At 52.1% G+C, this 17,061-nt stretch carries 18 protein-coding genes; all 18 read right to left on the reverse strand.

The annotated features are described in order from the left end of the window. Positions 1-240: 240 nt before the first annotated feature. On the reverse strand, positions 241-1,647 hold the full coding sequence (locus tag AAIG11_RS09395; RefSeq protein WP_343185989.1) for a sodium-dependent transporter: 1,407 nt from the start codon (positions 1,645-1,647) through the stop codon (positions 241-243). Between the two features lie 263 nt (positions 1,648-1,910). Continuing rightward, positions 1,911-2,591, reverse strand: coding sequence for a bifunctional phosphoribosyl-AMP cyclohydrolase/phosphoribosyl-ATP diphosphatase HisIE (hisIE, locus tag AAIG11_RS09400; protein ID WP_343185990.1), 681 nt, complete (start codon positions 2,589-2,591; stop codon positions 1,911-1,913). Between the two features lie 57 nt (positions 2,592-2,648). After that, positions 2,649-3,407, reverse strand: a complete 759-nt coding sequence (gene hisF, locus AAIG11_RS09405; protein ID WP_343185991.1) for an imidazole glycerol phosphate synthase subunit HisF — start codon at positions 3,405-3,407, stop codon at positions 2,649-2,651. Next, entirely contained in the window at positions 3,404-4,120 is a 717-nt protein-coding gene (gene hisA, locus AAIG11_RS09410; RefSeq protein WP_343185992.1) for a 1-(5-phosphoribosyl)-5-[(5-phosphoribosylamino)methylideneamino]imidazole-4-carboxamide isomerase, read from the reverse strand. Before hisA ends, hisF begins: the two co-directional genes overlap by 4 nt. Continuing rightward, positions 4,114-4,722 carry an imidazole glycerol phosphate synthase subunit HisH gene (gene hisH, locus AAIG11_RS09415; protein WP_343185993.1) on the reverse strand — a complete coding sequence of 203 codons (609 nt, stop codon included), beginning with the start codon at positions 4,720-4,722 and terminating at the stop codon, positions 4,114-4,116. The genes hisA and hisH overlap by 7 nt, the downstream gene beginning before the upstream one ends. 92 nt (positions 4,723-4,814) lie before the next feature. Beyond that, on the reverse strand, positions 4,815-5,408 hold the full coding sequence (hisB, locus tag AAIG11_RS09420; protein WP_343185994.1) for an imidazoleglycerol-phosphate dehydratase HisB: 594 nt from the start codon (positions 5,406-5,408) through the stop codon (positions 4,815-4,817). A gap of 1 nt (position 5,409) precedes the next feature. Next, a complete protein-coding gene (gene hisC / locus AAIG11_RS09425) occupies positions 5,410-6,585 on the reverse strand; it encodes a histidinol-phosphate transaminase (protein ID WP_343185995.1) in 1,176 nt (391 codons plus the stop codon). A gap of 87 nt (positions 6,586-6,672) precedes the next feature. After that, positions 6,673-7,971, reverse strand: coding sequence for a histidinol dehydrogenase (gene hisD, locus AAIG11_RS09430; RefSeq protein ID WP_343185996.1), 1,299 nt, complete (start codon positions 7,969-7,971; stop codon positions 6,673-6,675). A gap of 138 nt (positions 7,972-8,109) precedes the next feature. Beyond that, entirely contained in the window at positions 8,110-8,745 is a 636-nt protein-coding gene (gene hisG / locus AAIG11_RS09435) for an ATP phosphoribosyltransferase (RefSeq protein WP_343185997.1), read from the reverse strand. Continuing rightward, positions 8,742-9,989: an ATP phosphoribosyltransferase regulatory subunit gene (gene hisZ / locus AAIG11_RS09440; protein WP_343185998.1), complete on the reverse strand. Its 1,248-nt coding sequence runs from the start codon at positions 9,987-9,989 to the stop codon at positions 8,742-8,744. Before hisZ ends, hisG begins: the two co-directional genes overlap by 4 nt. 261 nt (positions 9,990-10,250) lie before the next feature. After that, positions 10,251-11,726 (reverse strand): TrkH family potassium uptake protein, encoded by a 1,476-nt coding sequence (locus tag AAIG11_RS09445; protein ID WP_343185999.1) that lies wholly within the window; start codon positions 11,724-11,726, stop codon positions 10,251-10,253. 1 nt (position 11,727) lies between these two features. Then, positions 11,728-12,393, reverse strand: coding sequence for a potassium channel family protein (locus tag AAIG11_RS09450; protein ID WP_343186000.1), 666 nt, complete (start codon positions 12,391-12,393; stop codon positions 11,728-11,730). Then, positions 12,390-12,818 carry a potassium channel family protein gene (locus tag AAIG11_RS09455; protein ID WP_343186001.1) on the reverse strand — a complete coding sequence of 143 codons (429 nt, stop codon included), beginning with the start codon at positions 12,816-12,818 and terminating at the stop codon, positions 12,390-12,392. Before AAIG11_RS09455 ends, AAIG11_RS09450 begins: the two co-directional genes overlap by 4 nt. Next, positions 12,808-13,497, reverse strand: a complete 690-nt coding sequence (locus AAIG11_RS09460) for a response regulator (RefSeq protein ID WP_343186002.1) — start codon at positions 13,495-13,497, stop codon at positions 12,808-12,810. Before AAIG11_RS09460 ends, AAIG11_RS09455 begins: the two co-directional genes overlap by 11 nt. Further along, positions 13,469-13,867: a response regulator gene (locus tag AAIG11_RS09465; protein ID WP_343186003.1), complete on the reverse strand. Its 399-nt coding sequence runs from the start codon at positions 13,865-13,867 to the stop codon at positions 13,469-13,471. Before AAIG11_RS09465 ends, AAIG11_RS09460 begins: the two co-directional genes overlap by 29 nt. Positions 13,868-13,894: 27 nt before the next feature. Further along, a complete protein-coding gene (locus AAIG11_RS09470) occupies positions 13,895-15,748 on the reverse strand; it encodes a sensor histidine kinase (RefSeq protein ID WP_343186004.1) in 1,854 nt (617 codons plus the stop codon). Positions 15,749-15,786: 38 nt separating this feature from the next. Beyond that, positions 15,787-16,437, reverse strand: coding sequence for a potassium channel family protein (locus AAIG11_RS09475; protein WP_343186005.1), 651 nt, complete (start codon positions 16,435-16,437; stop codon positions 15,787-15,789). 66 nt (positions 16,438-16,503) lie between these two features. Next, positions 16,504-16,950, reverse strand: a complete 447-nt coding sequence (locus AAIG11_RS09480; protein WP_343186006.1) for an NAD-binding protein — start codon at positions 16,948-16,950, stop codon at positions 16,504-16,506. Positions 16,951-17,061: the final 111 nt, after the last annotated feature.

The following is a 17,061-nucleotide window of genomic DNA, read 5'->3' on the forward strand; positions in this document are numbered from 1 at the left end:
GACAGTTGACCGTCTGCACAGCATCTGTTTTCACAGAAGGGCGGCATTCCATTGAATCCCTAAAAAAAGCCCCTCCCGAAGGAGAGGCTTGGAGGCTGAAGACAAAGGGCTTTGGCCAGGCCAGCTGATTCCAAGGCTTCCCTTTACCAGATCCCTTGTCTTCATCTTATTTTGTCTGCAACCTAAAAGCCCCTCCCGAAGGAGAGGCTTTTTTCTGTGTTGAAATGTAAAGCCTGGAATCTAGAGCTTGTGGGAGAAGATTCCCAGTACCAGGATCACTGCCAGACCAAAGAGCATCAAACCAGTCTGAGCGATGTCCATGATTCCCAGAACTGCCACGACTGCAACAGCAACCGGAATCACGTATTTTACCACATTGTACCAGATGTTGAAAAGGCCAAAGGTAAGCGTGCCGCCGTTGGTCAATTCGTCCTCCAGGTCTTCTTTCTTCACGACCCAGCCAACAAAGATGGCCAGCAGCATACCGCCAATGGCGAGGAAGATTTTGTCGGTGAGGATATCGAAGAAGTCAAAGACACCAACACCCAGAATGGTGAATCCACTCATGATGCCCAGCGACAGGGATGAAAGAATCCCGGTGATGACCATGATGAAGCCGGTGGAATAAACCGCTTTTTTACGTTCCATTTGCTTCTGGTCGATAAGGTAGGCTGCCACTACTTCCATCAGGGAAACCGATGAAGTCAGTGCTGCCACTGTCAGAGCCACAAAGAAGATGGCTGCAAACAGCGTACCAATACCGCCCATCTGAGCGAAGATGCTGGGAACCACTACGAATACCAGGCCAGGACCGGCTGCCGGCTCCATGCCGAAGGCAAAGAGGGCCGGGAAGATGGCAATCCCTGCCAGCAGGGCCACTCCGGTATCAAGGGCTGTAACGATGAGTGCGTTATTGGGAAGTTTTTCTTCTTTACTCAGGTAAGAACCATAGGTGATCATGCAACCCATACCCAAGCTAAGAGAGAAGAATGCCTGTCCCAGCGCTGCCAGGAAGGTTTGCCCCGTCACTTCGGAAAAATCAGGCTGGAATAAGAACGCAAGCCCTGCACCGGCTCCTGGTAAGGTAACGCTTCGAACAGCAATGAGGATGAGCAGCACGAACAGGGTGGGCATCAGCACTTTACCGGCTTTTTCAATGCCGCCGGCAATTCCCTTGGCCACAATCACCACGTTCATCAGCAGGAAAACACCCATCCACGCAAGCGGTTCAATGGGGTTGGTGATGAAACCGCCAAACACATCTCCAATGGCACCGGCATTTGACAGGAGACCTGTCAGGGACTTAAATACATAGGCCAGGGCCCAACCGCCAACAACCGGGTAGAATCCCATGATGAAGAAGGCGGAGACGACACCCAGAACGCCTGCAAAAGTCCAACGTTTGCTGTAGTGCTTGTAAGCACCCACTGCAGCCAGGCTGGTGCGGCGACCAACGGCAAATTCTGCGATCATGACACTGAGACCGATGATAAAAACAAACACCAGATAAATCAGAATAAATGCACTACCTCCATTGGCTCCGGCCATGTAGGGAAAACGCCAGATATTACCAAGACCCACCGCCGAGCCGGCAGCAGCCATGATAAACCCCATCCGGGATCCCCAGTTTTCTCTTGATTGATTCATAAGCTCCCTCCTTTGATTTTGTCATCATCAAGATCACTGAATTTTCTTGACACTTTAGTGTCAATGCTTTTTTTACCCCACCCCCCTTGGCTTTAATCACCTGATCAGCTTTCATCGCCGTTTTTTTCTGTTGACGCGCAGAAACCCCATGACGGGGCTTTTGTGCGAAAACCGTGACATTTTTTAAGATTATATCATATTCAGGGGGGTGTGACAATCACTATTCGCAATTGTCAAAAATTTAACCATTTCACGAAACAATTTCACTTTTTGTGGCGGCTTTCCAATTCTTTAAGAACTTCCGCCACTTCCACCTGTCGTTCGTTCATTAGCACCAGCACATGATACACCAGGTCACTGAGTTCGTAAATCAGTTCTTCCTTGGCAGGATTTTTGGCGGCAATGATGATTTCCGCCGCTTCTTCTCCCACTTTTTTCAAAATTTTGTCAATTCCTTTATCGAAAAGATAGTTGGTGTAAGAACCCTCTTTGGGAACCCGCCGCCGCTCTTCCAGCGTCGTCACAATCTGCCGGATAATGGGAGCCATTTCAGGGGATACTGCCGCCTCCTGGTCTTCTGCAGGCAGCCCAGCTCCCTCAAGCGACCGGTAGAAGCAGCTCTTTTCGCCGGTATGGCAGGCTGCCCCCGTTTGTACCACTGTGAGCAGCAGGGTATCTTCATCACAATCCACCTGCACCCGTTTCACCTGCTGGACGTGACCCGATGTTTCCCCCTTGTGCCACAGCTGCTGTCGGCTGCGGCTGTAAAACCAGGTTTCGCCCGTTTCCAGGGTTTTTTCCAATGATTCCCGGTTCATATAAGCCATCATCAGCACTTCACCAGTGCCGGCTTCCTGTACAATGGCGGGAATCAATCCCTGGTCGTTGTAGGTCAGTGTTTCCAAATCCTTTTTCACGGGACTGCCTCCTCTTGTTCGATTCATCTTCTTCGTCTCCTCCTGCACCTTGCCGGCACACCGAGTTGAAGTCTTGGGGACTGATTACATTCTGACAGAAATCTTCCGCTGTTTCAGAAAACGCTTCAGTTCAGGAATTTCAATTTCTTTAAAGTGAAACAGCGAAGCCGCCAGGGCCGCATCAGCCTTGCCCTCGGTAAAAGCTTCGGCAAAGTCTTTCATATTGCCGGCACCGCCGGAGGCGATCACGGGAATGTTCACAGCTTCACTGATGAGCCGGGTAATTTCCAGATCGTAGCCTGCCTTGGTCCCATCCCGATCCATGCTGGTGAGAAGAATTTCCCCTGCGCCCCGCTGTTCCCCCTCCAGGGCCCAGGCCACTGCTTCTTTCCCCGTATCCACCCGGCCACCGTTAATATACACATGATAACCGCCCCCAGGCTGACGTTTCACATCCATGGCCAGCACCACCGCCTGACTTCCAAAGCGCCAGGCGCAGTCGGTGATGAGCTGAGGCTCTTTCACCGCTGCCGAATTGATGGAGACCTTGTCGGCTCCCGCCTTCAGCACCTGGCGAAAATCTTCCACCGAACGAATGCCGCCCCCCACCGTGAGGGGTATGAACACTTCGTCGGCCGTGCGGCTCACCACGTTCAGCATAATGTCCCGTTCTTCGTTGGAAGCAGTAATGTCAAGAAACACCAGTTCATCCGCTCCCTGAAGGTTGTAGGCCCGGGCCACCGCCACCGGGTCACCGGCATCCACCAGGTTCACAAAATTAACACCTTTCACCACCCGGCCTTTGTTCACATCCAGGCAGGGAATAATTCTTTTTGTAATCATGCTTTCATCGCCTCCTCCATTTGCTGCAGGGTAACCGCCCCTTCATACAGCGCTTTCCCCACAATGGCACCTTCCACACCCAGCGCCTTCAGGTTCAGCAGGTCCTGTAGACAGGAAACGCCGCCGGAGGCAATAATCTCCAGGGAAACGGCTTTTCGAAGCTTTTCAATGGCCTGCAGGTTGGGGCCTTTCATCATGCCGTCCCGGGCAATATCGGTGTAGACCAAGGTTTTGAGTCCCACGGTCTCCAGCTCCCGGGCAAAATCCATGGCTTCCCGGGTACCCACCCGGGTCCAGCCGTCAACGGCCACCAGCCCATTTTTAGCATCCACCGACACCACCATGCCGTCACCGTAGCGCTCCAGTGCCTGTTGAAGCATGTGGGGGTCTTCCAGGGCTTTGGTGCCCAGAATGCACCGCCACACGCCAATGTCAAAAAGCTGTTCCAGCCGTTCCAGACTGCGAATGCCGCCTCCCGTCTGCACGGGTATTTTCACCGTTTCAATAATCTTGCGAATGGCGGCCAAATTCCGGGATTCCCCTTCAAAGGCCCCGTCCAGGTCAATGACATGCAGCCGCTGGGCACCGGCCTCTTCAAAACGCCGGGCCACTTCCCAAGGCTCCTGAAAATAGATGGTTTCGGCAGATTTTTCCCCCTGAGTGAGGCGCACGCATTTTCCGTCTTTGATGTCAATGGCAGGATAAATCAGCATTGGCTCAGCTCCCCAAAGTTTTTAATCATGTTCAGGCCCACGTCGCTGCTCTTTTCCGGGTGAAACTGGAGGCCAAAAATATGTCCCCGTTGCACCACCGCCGGCAGCATGATGCCATAGTCGGTGACCGCCATCATTTCACCGGCGTCGCAGCCATTGGCGAAATAGGAATGAACAAAATACACATGGTCCCCGTCCCTGGTGCCTTTGAGAAGGGGGGAGTTCTGAAGAATGGACAGCTGATTCCAACCCATATGGGGAATTTTCACCCCGGCAGGAATCCGTTCAATGCAGCCTTTCAACAACCCCAGCCCTTCGCATCGGTCCCCTTCAAAGCCTTCTTCAAAAAGAACCTGCATGCCCAGGCAAATGCCCAGCAGCGGCTTGCCTGCAGCAGCGTACGCTTTCAGAGGGTCAACAAACCCCCGCTCCTTCAAATATGTCATGGCATCGGGAAAAGCACCCACACCGGGAATCACCAGACCCGACACCTTGTTCAGCATCTCCGGGTCATCACTCACCAGTGCTTCAAAACCCATGAGCTGAAAGGCTTTTTCCACGCTGCGAAGATTACCCATGCCGTAGTCCACAATTCCGATCATACTGTTATCACCCTTTCCTTTCTCACAGGCTGTTGTTTCATTTGTCGCCACGACACGTTTCTTTTTTTGCTTTGTTGATAAGCAAGACCTTCTTACAAACTTTCTTTGGTACTCATGGGCCCCTGAATCCGTTTATCAATCCGGGTAGCCTGATCAATGGCGCGGCCAAAGGCCTTGAAGAGGGTTTCGATGATATGATGATCGTTTTTCCCATAAAGAGTGGTCATGTGAAGGGTAATACCGCCATGCACTGCCACTGCCCTGAAAAATTCCTCCACCAGCTGCACATCAAAGTCGCCGGTGGTGTGGGCCGTGAAGGTGACGTCAAAGTGCAGGAAGGCCCGGCCGGAAAAATCCAGGATGACCCGGGACAGCGCCTCGTCCATGGGGGTATACACCGAGGCATACCGCACCATACCTGTTTTGTCTCCCACAGCCTGGGCCAAGGCCTGCCCCAGCACAATGCCCACATCTTCAACCGTGTGATGATCGTCCACGTGAACATCACCCTCTGCCCGAATACTCAGATCCACAAGCCCATGGCGGGCCACCTGGTGCAGCATGTGGTCAAAAAATCCCACGCCGGTGGCAATGTCACTTTTTCCTGTCCCGTCCACATTCACTTTAACGCCAATGTCTGTCTCAACAGTTCGTCGATTAACCGCTGCAATTCGTTTCACGCCCATCTCATCCCTTCCCCTCTTTTTCTGCCGGTTTTTCTGTTGATCGTCCTGCCGGCGGTTGAAAAACCTCCTGAAGCACCGCCAGCAGTTCCTTGTTCTCAGTTTCTGTTCCCACGGTGATCCGCAGGCAGTTGGCCAATGCACCAGATTCGCCATAACCCCGTACCATGATGCCGCTTTCTCGGAGCCGCTGGTCCAGTTTAGCAGCCAGTGGCGTTCGAATCAGCAGGAAATTGGCCCGGGAGGGAAAGACCCGCAGACGGTCTTCCCCCTCCTGAAGGGCCAGGGCCTTCATTTCTTTTTCCATGGTTTCCCGCCAGCCGATCACCTTCTGCAGCACTGGCTGCAGGGCATCTGCATGCTCCAAACAGATAAGGGCCGCCAGCTGATCCAGACCGCTCATGTGGTAGGGGGGTTTCACCCGGCCCAAGGCGTCCATCATGGCCTCTGATGCCAGCGCGTACCCCGCCCGCACGCCTGCCAGCCCATAGGCCTTTGACAGGGTGCGGAGGATAATGAGCTGAGGGTAGGTATCAATGAGATCGGCAACCGTCTCGCCGTAAAATTCATAATAAGCTTCGTCAATGGCGATGACGCACCTCAGCTGGGCCAGTGATGCCAGCAGGGGGCGCAGTACTTCCGGGGCAATCACGCCGCCGGTGGGGTTATTGGGATTTGTCAAAAATACCACCTTGGGCATTGTTTCCCGGGCTTTTTCCAGAAAGGGTTCCGGCTGAAAGACAAATCCCTCTCCCAGGGGCACTCGCACAGGCTCGCCCCCGGCCATGAGGGTGTCGATTTCATACATGGAGAAGGTGGGGTCCATCACCAGCACCTGGTCTCCTGCCTCCACAAAGGCCTGAATTACCCAGCTGATGATCTGATCGGAACCCACGCCGGTGATCACCTGCTCCCGATCAACCCCATGGAGGGCAGCCAGTTTTTCCCGCAGGGCCAGGCAGTCTGAGTCTGGGTACTGGTGAATGGGCAGGCTTTCCAACCGTTCCTGAAGAATTGGCTGAAACCGCCCGGCCAGCCAGTTATTTTCATTGGCATCCAACTTGATGCGCGGCATTGCCGGTTCGACATGGTAAGGGTTAAGGGTACGCACACTTTTCTTCAGCAATGAAAACAGTTGCTGGGCTGCTTGCGTCTGTTGATCGGTTGAGTTTTTCGTCATGACTTCACCGCCATTTTCTCTCATATTTTCTGCCGATTGTTTCTTTCTGTATTCTTTCTGTTTCTTTCTGTTTTGTTCTGTTTTATTCTATTTCATGCGAACCGCCACTGCCTGTTTGTGGGCCTGAAAGCCTTCCCGTTCTGCCAGGAGCATGATGTCATCCGCCGCTTCAGCCAGACGTTCCCGGCTGTAATAGATGAGACTGCTCTTTTTCACAAAATCCTCCACGGTGAGGGGTGAAGCAAATCGGGCGGTGCCGCCGGTGGGCAGCACATGGTTGGGGCCGGCCAGGTAGTCCCCCAGGGGTTCCGGTGAGTAGTGCCCCAGAAAAATCGCCCCTGCATGGCGGATGGCCGGTACCAGTTCAAAGGGATTGGCCACGCAGAGTTCCAGATGCTCCGGTGCCAGGTCATTGGCCAGGGCCGCTGCCTCTGCCAGGGTTTCTGTCACCCAGATGCCTCCAAAACGCTCGAGGGATTCCCGGGCAATGGCTTCTCTTTCCAGCTGCACCACCTGCTTTTCCAGCTCCTGGGCCACGGCTTCTCCCAAGGTTTGACTGGTGGTGATGCACACGGCTGAAGCCATTTCATCATGCTCTGCCTGGGAAAGCATGTCTGCCGCCACGTAAGCAGGATTGGCGGTTTCGTCGGCAATCACCAAAATCTCACTGGGGCCTGCAATCATATCGATGTCCACCTGGCCGTATACCAGTTGCTTGGCCATGGCCACATACTGGTTTCCCGGACCGGTGATTTTATCCACCCGGGGGATGGTGGCAGTGCCATAGGCCAGAGCTGCCACTGCCTGAGCGCCGCCCATTTTGTAGATTTCAGTCACTCCCGCCACCCGGGCGGCAGCCAAAATCACCGGGGCAATGGTGCCGTCAGGGCCGGGAGGCGTTGCCATCACAATGCGGGGTACTCCTGCCACCCGGGCAGGCACCACGTTCATCAACACCGACGAAGGGTAGGCCGCCTTGCCTCCAGGCACATACACCCCAGCCACATCCAGAGGGGTGACCTTCTGGCCCAGCCAGATGCCCTCCTGGGGATTTTCAAACCAGGATTCCTGCCGCTGTTTCTGATGGAAGGCAGTGATTTTCCCACAGGCAGTCTCCAGGGCCTGGCGATAGGGTTCGTCCACCGCCTGCCAGGCGGCTTCCATCTCTTCCTCCGTTACCCGAAGGGTTTCCGGCGTTAAAGCAGCCTTGTCAAATCGGGCGGTGTAGTCCAGCAGGGCTTCGTCTCCTTTTTCCTTCACCGCGGCAATGATCTCCCTGGCAACGACCTCTGTCTGTCGGTCATAACCGGCCTGCCGGTCCCGAAGTTCCTGTATCACAATCTCCCGCCGGGAGGGGTCCCAGCTTTTGACGGGTAGTTGGTTCATCGTCGTCATCCTTGCCACATGTATTTGGGTTCATGAAGGCCACCCATCAGCCTGTCATGCCTGTCTGACGCGTCAATCCTGTCATACCTGTTCTTTGATTCCTTGAGGGCGAATGAAGATGGTTCATGCGCCATTGCCTTATCGGTTCGTCAATTGCTTTTCCATCATGTCGATAAGCCGGTTCATTTCGTGACGCCGGGTCTTATAGCTGATTTTGTTCACCACCAGGCGGGCGCTGATGGGCACAATCTCCTCCAGCACCACCAGCCCGTTGGCCTTCAGGGTGTTACCGGTTTCCACAATGTCAACAATCACATCTGCCAGCCCCATGAGAGGTGCCAGCTCAACAGAACCCTGCTGGCCAATGATTTCCACCGACTGACCCCGGCCTTCAAAGTATTCCCGGGCAATGCGGGGGTACTTACTGGCCACCCGCAGGTGTTTTTTAGGTGTGGCCGCCATTTCCGGAGGTCCTGCCACTGCCATGCGGCAGCGGCCAAAGCCCAGGTCCAGCACTTCATATACCGGCTTGGGATCTTCCAGTAGTACGTCCTTGCCCACCACTCCCAGGTCGGCCACGCCGTATTCCACGTAAGTGGCCACATCGGGGCCTTTTAGCAGAATCAGATCCAGGGGAAACTGGGGTACCTGAAGAATCAGTTTTCGGGAGGGCTTGCGCACCGGCTCCATGTCAAGACCGGCGGCTTCCAGCAGGTTCACGGTATCTTTTTCCAGACGGCCCTTGGTGAGGGCCATGCGGGGATTTTCATTCATTGGGTCACTTCCTTCATCATGGCGTCAGTGAGGCGGGCAGGGTCAATGCACTCCACCCTGCCGTCGGGATGGATGCGCACCAGCTCATCCACCTGGCGTTTCTTCATATAGGCCCGCACATCATCGGCGGTTTTCAGCAGGCAGAATTCCACGATGTCGTCCTGCTGCCGCAGTTGACCCATGGCCTCTCCCACGGTTCCCCGGGGAGTGTCACAGGCCAGCACCAGCACATGTCGACGCTTGGGAACCTGAAGCTGTTCCTGGATTTTCAGGGCCTTGGTGATTTTATGAATCACCAGGGCAAAGCCGGTGGCAGGACAGTCCATGCCAAAATTACCCAACAGCGCATCATAACGGCCGCCGCTGAGGAGCACCGTGCCCAGATCCCGGGTGAAGCCCTTAAAAATAATGCCGGTATAGTAATCCAACTGATTTACCATGCCCAGGTCGATGCCCAGATACTGGTCAAGACCGTAGTCTGCCACCAATGCGATGGTGGCCTGCAGCTCTGCCAGAGCTTCACCCATTTCAGGGGTTTGGGGGTGCTGGGCCAGGGCTGCCTTTACTTCCTCCTGGGTGCCAAAAAGACGGGGCAGCCGGGTCAAAAGATTGCCGTAGCCGCCGTTGATGCCGTACTCCCGGGCCAGCTCTTGGAGGCCGGTGACGTTTTTCTCCTCCAGCAGGGTCACGACAGCTTCCTGCTGATCAGCCGTCAGCTTCAGCTGCCGAAAAAGAGCTTTCAGATACTTCACAGAACCCAGCTCCACGGTGATATGCTGAAGTCCCAAACCTTTTAACGTTTCAATGGCAGTGACCAGCACTTCTGCGTCCCCTTTGGCAGTGGTGACACCGAAGAGCTCAATGCCCGCCTGGCGAAATTCCCTCTTTTTCCCTGCCTGCTCCTGGTCAATGCGAAACACATCTGCCACATAGCACAGCTTAAGGGGATAGACAAAATCCCGCATTTTGGTGGCCACCACCCGGGCCATGGGAATGGTGCAGTCGGGTCGCAGCACTAAAATTCTGCCGTCGGCATCAATGAGCTTGAACATTTTATCTCCGTCTGCCAGCACTTCCGGCCGGGTGAACAGATCGTAATATTCCAGTGCCGGGCTGCTGACTTCCATGTATCCCCATTGGGTAAAGGTCTCCATGATCTGATTTTCGATGACCCGTCGCAGCAGGCAGTCGTCGATGAGCAGGTCCTGAACCCCCTGGGGCAGAAACACTTTTCGCTGGTTCACGCTTTTTCCTCCTTCTGATGCAAGGTGCCTGTTACAGTTCCCTGCGTTTTTATGTCAGGGCCGGTTTCAGAGACGTCTGGCCCGATGGATGAACTCACTTCGATCCCATCGCTTTATTGCGCTAAAGCAATAGAGTGGTAAAGCAAGAATCTTTTTCCTATTCTAATGGTTTGATACCCTTCTGTCAAGGAAAAAAGCGTAAAAAAATGCCCCGAAGGGCAGGTAACAATTATCAGTCATATTCATTTCCTGCGTTACGCATTAATGGGTGATATGATATCGAACATCTTTCACGACTTTCAGCAAGACAATGAACATGACGACTAATTCCAGTCTTCCCAGCAGCATACCCGCAATTTGCGTCCATAAGACGACCAGTGGCAGGTCGGGTGAAGTCACTCCAATGGAAAGTCCCACCGTTCCCAAAGTGGAGGCAAACTCAAAAAGGGCCTCAGCAAGGGGGATACCATGAATGGCCATCACCATCACTCCCGCCAGATAAGTCAGCAGGTATAACATAAAAAAGGTTTGCAATTCGTTCATGTGCCTGGAATCCACATAAAAAGGACCGTCAGGCCGATAAACCGGTCTGGTGCGCACAGCACTTGGGGGTAAAAAATAACCTTGAAGCTGCCACTTCAATGATTTCAGCAAAACCGCCCCCCGATAGAGTTTCAGTCCTCCGGCGGTCGAGCCGGTTCCACCGCCAACGATCATCAGCACCACCATCAACAGCACCAGTCCCGGCGACCACTGGTCATAGGCAACCGTGGAGAAGCCCGTGGTGGAAATAGCTGTTGTTGCCTGAAAAATGGCAATACGAAAACTGTCAGAGACAGAGAAATACATGGTTTTCAGCAACAGATACGCCATCAAAGGAATGCTGGCAAAAATCCAAATGGTCATGAAACGAATTTCAGTGATTCTTGTAAACTTAGCGAATCCACCCCTGAGCAGTACATAATGAGCGGCAAAATTGGTGGTACCCAGCAGCATGAGTACAATGGATACCACTTCGATGGCCAGGCTTCCGTAAGCGCCAATGCTGTCTGTTTCAGTGGAAAATCCCCCCGTAGAAAGGGCGGCAAAAGCATGATTAATTGCATCAAACCAGGGCATTCCCGCCAAAAGGTAGAGGATCACGCCGGTCAGACAATAAGCACTGTAGATCATCATGATCATCTTGGCTGACTTGGTCACATTCGGTAACAGCCGGTCCGATCGCCCTTCAGCGCTGTACAGTTCAATTCCCTGTGGTCCAATAATGGCCGTCAGCATGACCACCGCAATACCGGCACCTCCAAAAAACTGGATCAAGCTGCGCCATAAAAGAAAAATAGGTGGCGTTTCTGCTACATTCATCACCGAAAGTCCCGTGGTAGTCCAGCCACTGGTCGATTCAAAGATCGCCTGGGTAAAGGTAAGCTGCCGGGAAAGCAGAAAGGGGATTGCCGAAAAAAGAATCACCAGCACCCAAGAGAGTACCACGATCAATCCCCCATCCTTAAAGGTCAGCAATGCCTCTGTTCTTTTTCCGAAAAAAATTCGCAACACCGCCCCTGCAGCAAATGTTGCCGTACCACTGATCAGGAAAACGACCGTTTCCTCCAAATGAGCCAGCGGGGTCAACACCAACAGCGTTGGCAGTAAAAAAAGTAAAGCCGCTCCCATCAAAATCGTACCACAGGTATGCATCACTAGAAAATATTGCTGTCGAAGTTCTTCTTGATAGCGCATGTCAGGTCAACCTTCCCCTTATTGTCTTAAGTACTTCCGACTGATATTTGGGCAGGCATATGATAATCAGCCGGTCTCCCACCTCCAACCGGGTGGCTCCGCCGGGAATAATAGCCTCCTGACCTCTCAAAACACAGCCGATGTTGGACTGAGCAGGAAAAGAGGCTTCCTGAACGGTGTTTCCCACCACACGGTCATCGACCTTCAACTCAATCTCCATCAGACTGACCTTCCCTTCTTCTATGGGACTCAGGTTGCTGATGTCATCCAGAAACAAACGCTGCTCAATGAGATCGGTAATCATCTCCACAGTACTGACCACTGTCTGAACCCCCAGCTTCTGAAAAGTTAACCGATTGGCAGGATCATTGACCAGCGCCAGACTTTTGGGCACACCATACACCTTTGAAGCCAGCTGGCAGATCACCAGATTGTCTGGATCTTTGGAAGTGAGCGCCAGAATCAGATCGCATCGGGTGATACCTGCATCCTGAAGCAGATAGGGCCTGGTGCCATCGCCCTGAATGACCAGTGCCTGATGATCCCGGGCAAGCCTGGTACATACTTCTGGGTCTTCTTCAATTAGAGTCAGATCATGGCCTTTTGAAATCATGGATTTTGCCAGAAAATGGGTTTTATGACCGCCTCCCACCACGAAGATGTTCATGGCAAAGTCACTCCTTCCTGACTGCCCAGTGCCTGACTGAAGGCTTCTGCTGCCAGTAGTGTGGTGCAGATAGTGGTGATCCCTGTTCCTTCGTAAATTTTTGCCCTGGACGGGTCGTATATGCGCAGCATCACTTCCGGCACCTGATGAATTTCCCGGGCTATCTGGGCAATCATGATATTGGTATTATCATCGTCAGTAGTGGCCACCAGCACGTCTGCCTGGTCAATTTTTGCTCTCAGAAGTGTGTCTTGTTCCACTGCATCTGCTTCAATGGTGAACCCACTATACTCTTCTGATAATCTGGAAAAAGCCGTTGCATCCTTGTCGATCATCACCAGGCTGTTGCGACTTCTGGTAAACATTTTAGCCACATGGGCACCCAGCCGACCACAACCGACAATAATAATGTACTTATCTTTCATCTGAATCATCCTCATCACCCAGATTCATGCCAGCCTGGGTATACTTCCACTGAACTGTCCGTTCCAGATTCTGGTCAGCCGGGCGATAAGTGGGATCAAGGGCCAGGGCCGCACGGTAATGCTTTTGAGCTCGTTGGAGATCTCGGTGATATTCCGCCAATACACCCAATAGATTATGTGGTTCCGGCGCTTCCACATTTAGTGGGATGGATTTTTTTAATATCTCTTCTGCTTTTGCATAATCCTGTTCCAAGAGGCATTTTTTTGCAAATTCCAGGTAATCCTCAAATTGTATTAATGCTGTTTCTTTCAGGACATGCCGACTTAGCACCGACCGCACCAGTTTCCGAATTTCCGCGGGCGTAAACGGCTTACTGATAAAGTCGACGGCCCCCAGCTTCATGGCCTCCACCGCCCGCTCCACTGTTCCGTAAGCCGTCATCATGATGACATTCACCTGCAGGCCCTGGGTGCGAATCTGTTTCAGTACCTCCATACCGTCAACTCCGGGCATTTTGATGTCCAACAGCACCAGATCGTAATCAGCCTGCGACAACTGAATTAGTGCATCTTCGCCGTTCACTGCCAGATCAACGGTATATTCTTCCTCGTTCAGGCACTGTGTCAGTGTCATGCGAATGTTCTTTTCGTCATCTACCACCAGAATATGTTGGTTCATGTTCAATTCCTCCCAGATTTTTCTGAATACACTCCAGTAATTCCGTGGTTGTAAAGGGTTTTGTGATAAAATCACTGCCGCCCAGTTCCCGGGCCCGCCGCTGATCCTCCTGCTGGCTTTTGGCACTCATAAACACCACGGGAATGCGTTTTGTCAGTGGGTTGTGCCGGATGGCCTCGCATACCAGGTATCCATCCATCTGCGGGATCAGGATATCCAGCAGAATCAATTGGGGCAGTTTTTCCTGCACCAGTTTCACCGCGTCAACGCCATTATCTGTTTCAATCACATGAAACCCGTTTCGTTGCAGCAGCATGCGCACGGACATGCGTATGTTTTTTTCATCTTCAACAATCATAATCGTGGTCATCTGTCTCTCCTCCAGCCATGACAGGCCTTATGGGCTGATCCGAATCGTAAAATAGAACACACTTCCCTTGCCTGGCTCACTTTCTACCCAGATTTCACCGCCATGGGCCTTCACGATTTCTTTGCAAATAGCCAGACCAAGTCCAGCACCGCCGCCCACCTCATGTTGGTCGTGCACCTGGAAAAATTTATCAAAAATCACTTTCTGGTATTCTTCCGGAATCCCCCTGCCGTTATCGGAAACTTCTACAATCAAGTGGTTCACCGCTTCTCTGGCTTTTATGACAATGCTGCCGGTGCCGTCTTCCGGTACGTAGCGCATGGCATTGCTCACCAAATTATTCAAAACCCAGGCGATTTTAGCTTTGTCAGCTCTTGCCATAGGTAATTGGTCAGCCACTTGACAGGTATAAGTAATTCTTTTTTCCTTCAACTGCACCGTCAGGGGTTTCATGGAATACGTAATCAGTTCGTTCAAAGGGCAGGCTTCCAGGTTCATCTGCACTTTCCCCGACTCAATCCGTGAAAGATCCAGTAATTCGGTCACCAACCGGGTCAGCCGCTGGGTATCTTCTTCCATTGCACTTAACAGTTCCTGCTGGTCTGGCGTTTGCTGGTCTGCCATCTGGTCTTTCAGCAAACCAATCGCCATGGTCATCGAAGTCAATGGTGTTCTGAATTCATGTGATACTGTTGACACAAATTCCGACTTCAAATCGTTGACTTCCACAAGCCTGGTAATGTCCTGAATAAGTGTCACCACACCCAAATCTGTTCCCTGCTGGTCACGAATCGGCGTCATGTTCACCCGAAAATGCCTGGGTGCCTCAGATATTTCTGATTCAATCGTCAACTCCGTGAACTTTTTCGACATATCGACGCCGCGTTGCAGCGGCACTTCCTGTATCATTCGAAAAAGCGCTTCTCGATTAACGACTTCCAGAAAATGCCTGCCCAGTGATTCTTTTTCGCGTATATTTAAAAAGCGTTCAGCTGCTTTGTTGACGAGAATGAGATGATGATTCTGATCTGTCACCATGACGCCGTCGCTGATACTTTCCACAATGGCTTCGGCTTTCTGCTTTTCCAGCATTATTTTATTGACATTCATTCGTTCATACCGTTTTAACTTTTCGCTCATAGCGTTAAACTCCGTCGCCAGAACAGCGATTTCATCATCTCCCTGTATACTAATTTGCTGCTGATAGTCTCCCTCAGCGATACGCTTCATTTTTAGAATCAAATCCCCAATCGGCCGACTCACCTGTCCGCTGAGGTAAAATGCCATAAATAACCCTGAAAGCATTGCAGATAGTGACAGTAATGATGTTGAAAAAATGGCCCGGGAGGCCCGCTCCTCTGCCTGTGTCTGCAGCAGCAGCATTTTTTCCTGATTTAACTCAAGCAAAGCACGGCATTCTTCCTTAATTGACTCAAATAAAGGAAAAGTGACCTGATAATAGAACTGGCGGGCCTGACTGGACCCTTTATACTCCTGCACCTGACGCAGCTCTTCAAAAGAAAGGATATATTCCCCATACAGGGTTTCTATCTGGTCAATCATGTCTGGCTCTTCAGGCTCGGTGATGTTATCCCTGGCCCGGGTGTGCCAGCGAACAAACTCCTGTTCGTATTCCCGGTGGTTCCGGGCGGCATCAGAGTTGCTGGCAAACAGAAAGGAAAGCTGGGCGCTGTCTTGGCGTTCCAGGGCCACCATCATATGCTGGGCCGCCACCACACTCCGATAGTTGGACTGCATGATATCCTGAATATCTCCCTGGAGATTTCTGAAGTTCACAATTGCCCAAATACTTGTCAGGGCAATGATCAGCAACACCAGAGCAAACGCTGCCAGCATCTTGTGGCGTATGCTTCTGAACATGATCCATTCCTCCAAACGTGTCCTTTTCAGATCTGCCATTACACTTTTTCCTGCACCCGCTGAAGGTCTTCATTAACGCCCACCACCACCAGCACATCTCCCCGCTGAATCACTTCCTGGGCGTTGGGAGAAACCATGATTTTCTCTCCATGCTTGATGGCCAGTACACTGAGACCGAATTTCGCCCGCACGTCGGTTTCCTCCAGGGTTTTCCCGATCCATTTTTCCGGCGTGACAATTTCCATGATACTGTAGTCGGGAGCCAGCTCGATGTAGTCGAGGATATTGGTGGAGGTCAGGTTGTAGGCCAGGCGCACCCCCATGTCCCGTTCAGGAAAAATCACCCGGTCGGCACCGATTTTATAGAGCACTTTGGCATGAAGCTCGTCCTGTGCTTTGGCCACCACATATTTCACCCCCAGCTCTTTCACCACCAGTGTGGCCAGAATGGATGACTTGATCTCAGAGCCAATGGCGATGATGGCCACATCGATGTTGCGCATGCCCACGGCCCGCAGGGCGTGTTCATCTTTCACGTCAAGGCTGGCGCTGTGGGTCACATGCTCAGAAATACTTTGAACGATTTCTGGGTTTTCATCAATGGCCAGCACATCATACCCATTCTTATAGAGGTTTTTGGCCACTGCTGAGCCAAATCGTCCGCACCCGATAACAGCAAATTGTTTCATGTTCTTTTCTCCCCATTTCAAACAGTTTTATGTCCGCAAATGATTCTGGTATCATGAATCCCTCTCCTAAGGAATGTTGAGATGATGGAGCAGTGCTTCTGTCGACAGCGGCTCCATGAGGACTTTGTCTACCCCGCCCTGTTGAAATAAATGACGGTATAGGCTGTCGTTGCAGCGGGCAATGGTGAAAACGGCGGGAAACTGATGCCTGGCAGTGGTACAGAGCAGCAGATTGTTCAGATCATTTTCCGACAGGGCCAGGATGGCGACGGGTTTCAGATCTTCGGGTATTTGAGGCTCTGTGACCATTCTGTAGGGAATCTCTTCTTTTTGAAGTGCTGATTCCAGCTCTAGCATGGGCTGGTTTCCCAAATAGATCAATGCCATGGATACCGACGGCATTTTCAGGTCAAGGGAAAAGCCTGTTTGATCGAAAAAAATATCGAGCCGGGCCATCACATGGTAACCCAGCAAGACAAAGCCCACAGCTGCCAACCCAAGAAATATCTGCATTAATTTCACCACCTTCCTCTATGATCATAGGTCACTTGATATAAAGGTGGTGTTATCCTTCTGTCTCTGATGTTAATTTTTTGTTAAGACAGCACTAAAAAACCCCCGAAA

This window comes from Anoxynatronum sibiricum (assembly GCF_039414295.1).
Classification (GTDB): Bacteria; Bacillota; Clostridia; order Peptostreptococcales; family Tindalliaceae; genus Anoxynatronum; species Anoxynatronum sibiricum.